Annotated in this window: 3 protein-coding genes; 2 read left to right on the top strand and 1 reads right to left on the bottom strand. The window is 59.7% G+C overall.

Annotation, left to right across the window (positions count from 1 at the left end; all coding sequences use genetic code 11):
- Positions 1-156: 156 nt before the first annotated feature.
- Positions 157-744 carry a hypothetical protein gene (locus tag EN925_RS31965; protein ID WP_127368767.1) on the bottom strand — a complete coding sequence of 196 codons (588 nt, stop codon included), beginning with the start codon at positions 742-744 and terminating at the stop codon, positions 157-159.
- Positions 745-1082: 338 nt separating this feature from the next.
- Here EN925_RS31965 and clpP point away from each other — a divergent pair, with 338 nt between their 5' ends.
- Together clpP and EN925_RS31955 are read left to right on the top strand one after the other, a co-directional pair.
- Entirely contained in the window at positions 1083-1712 is a 630-nt protein-coding gene (clpP, locus tag EN925_RS31960; RefSeq protein WP_013532191.1) for an ATP-dependent Clp endopeptidase proteolytic subunit ClpP, read from the top strand.
- A gap of 297 nt (positions 1713-2009) precedes the next feature.
- Positions 2010-2434, top strand: a 425-nt coding sequence (locus EN925_RS31955; protein ID WP_128337207.1) for a ClpX C4-type zinc finger protein, incomplete at its 3' end; no start/stop codon positions are given.

Below are 2434 nucleotides of genomic sequence, written 5' to 3'. Positions count from 1 at the left end.
GGATACGTCCGACGTTCCTCGAGGGAGGCCCAATAGCCTTTGGCAAGCGCCAAGGCTTCTTCGGCAAGGTCTGACAATTCCTGATTGGAAATTTCCAGGTCGCGCATGCCCTCAGCCCAACGGAGATCCGCTGCGAAGCAGGGTACGCCATGCGCGCTAATCCTGGCAATGCCTGGGAATATGCACCCGCCGCCAACTGGATGAGCCTTCCCGGACCAACACACGACGCGCGACGGTCTGGTAGGAGGCGGGGACATCGATGACGCGCCTTTGTTCCGGCCGCACCAGCACCTCCTCGGCGATGCTGTCATATTGTGCGGGAATGACGACGCGCCGCGTGCGTTCGGGCTGGATCACGACGGTCTCTGCGACGCGTTCGTAGCGCGCCTTGTGCCATACCTTGCACAGCACCTTGCGGCCATGGATGACGCGCCATTCCCAGGAATAGCCGCCATCGACCCGGACCGTACGGTAGACGGTGCGGGTGACGGCCGGTACGATCTGGTAGGTCACTTGCGCCGGAACGGTCATCACGACGCGCTCGCGCGTGCCATAGATAGGGGCGATATAGTCGACCTGCTGACCGGGCGGACTGATCATCACGTCTTCATAGACCGTGTCATAGACGGCCGGACTGCGGACCGGCTCATAACATTCGACGGCGCGGCCGCCGGCCGCCGTCTGCGAAATCGTGCCGAGCACGGTCAGGCCGGCAATGGTGAAGCATGCGGTTTTCCCGGGCATGGCACTCCCCCTGTTGAACTCTATGCATAAGTTCAACGTTGAATTGTAGAGGAAGCCGTCTCGGAAAAAAGCGGTTTCGGCGCATTTCGTTAAGTGACGCGGTTAAGAAACTGCTACGTTGCGGGGCCGGCGATGCGGCTCCGGACCCGCGGAAGCATCCGCCGCCGCGAATCCTTGGTCAGAAAGCTTGATTCGACTTACCCAGATGGCTAGGAGGGGTCGGCCTTGCACAAGGACGAGCCGGCATCCTATTTACGGAATAACGATCCAGAACCGATTCTGCCCGATCTGCCGGCATTCCCGGCGCCGGAATCCCACCGCGAGATAAGAGATACCTGATGAAGAACCCCGTCGAAACCTACATGAACCTCGTTCCGATGGTGGTCGAACAGACCAATCGCGGCGAGCGGGCCTACGACATTTTCTCGCGCCTCCTCAAGGAGCGCATCATTTTCATCACCGGTCCGGTCGAGGACGGGATGGCGACGCTGGTCTGCGCGCAGCTTTTGTTCCTCGAAGCTGAGAATCCGAAGAAGGAAATCAACCTTTACATCAATTCGCCGGGCGGCGTCGTCACCTCGGGCATGGCGATCTACGACACCATGCAGTTCATCAAGCCGGCCGTGTCGACGCTCTGCATCGGCCAGGCGGCTTCGATGGGTTCGCTGCTCCTGACTGCCGGTCACAAGGACATGCGCTTTGCCACGCCGAACGCCCGCATCATGGTTCACCAGCCTTCCGGCGGCTTTCAGGGCCAGGCATCCGACATCGAGCGCCATGCCCTGGATATCATCAAGCTGAAGCGTCGCCTCAACGAGGTCTACGTCAAGCACACCGGCAAGAGCTATGAAGAGATCGAGAAAACGCTCGACCGCGACCATTTCATGACCGCCGACGAAGCCAAGGATTTCGGCCTCATCGACAAGGTCATTTCGTCGCGCGAGGCGGCCGAAGGGGCGCTGGCATAAAGGCAAGTTGGCAGTTGGATGGCACCATCACGCGCTTTTGGCGCGTCTTGCGGCATTTCGGCCACAATTGGCTGTTCCCTCGGGGGACAGGATTGCCTACGTTAAGGCTATGTTGAGTTTCGGCGGCTTAGCTTTATGCGGGGTTGTCGCGAATCATTGCCACGTTTTCTGATTTGTGTTTCGTACGGAATGCGTTGCGGGAGCCGGGACACACTGGCGGCGGCGGATTCCCGCGATAGATAGAGTATGCGCCCTTTCAGCCAGACCATCGGCGGGCGGCCATGAAAGGACATGAAAATGAGCAAGGTCGGCAACAACAGCGGCGATTCCAAGAACACGCTTTACTGCTCGTTTTGCGGCAAAAGCCAGCACGAAGTGCGCAAGCTGATCGCCGGTCCGACGGTCTTCATCTGCGACGAGTGCGTCGAACTCTGCATGGACATCATCCGTGAAGAGAACAAGACCTCGATGGTGAAGTCGCGCGAAGGCGTGCCGACACCGCAGGAGATCCTCAAGGTTCTCGACGACTATGTCATCGGTCAGCCCTACGCCAAGCGCGTGCTGTCGGTGGCGGTCCACAATCACTACAAGCGCCTCGCGCATGCCGGCAAGAACAACGATGTCGAACTGGCGAAGTCCAACATCCTTTTGATCGGCCCGACCGGTTGCGGCAAGACGCTGCTCGCGCAGACGCTGGCCCGCATCATCGATGTGCCGTTCAC

Origin of the sequence: Mesorhizobium sp. M7A.F.Ca.US.006.04.2.1 (assembly GCF_004022915.1) — a bacterium.
GTDB lineage: Bacteria > Pseudomonadota > Alphaproteobacteria > Rhizobiales > Rhizobiaceae > Mesorhizobium > Mesorhizobium ciceri.
This window is presented reverse-complemented; position numbering and strand designations above follow the sequence as displayed.

Bases quoted from the DNA above. Each gene is read 5' to 3' on its own strand.
- EN925_RS31965 (WP_127368767.1), bottom strand. From the start codon at position 744: ATGCCCGGGAAAACCGCATGCTTCACCATTGCCGGCCTGACCGTGCTC.
- clpP (WP_013532191.1), top strand. From the start codon at position 1,083: ATGAAGAACCCCGTCGAAACCTACATGAACCTCGTTCCGATGGTGGTC.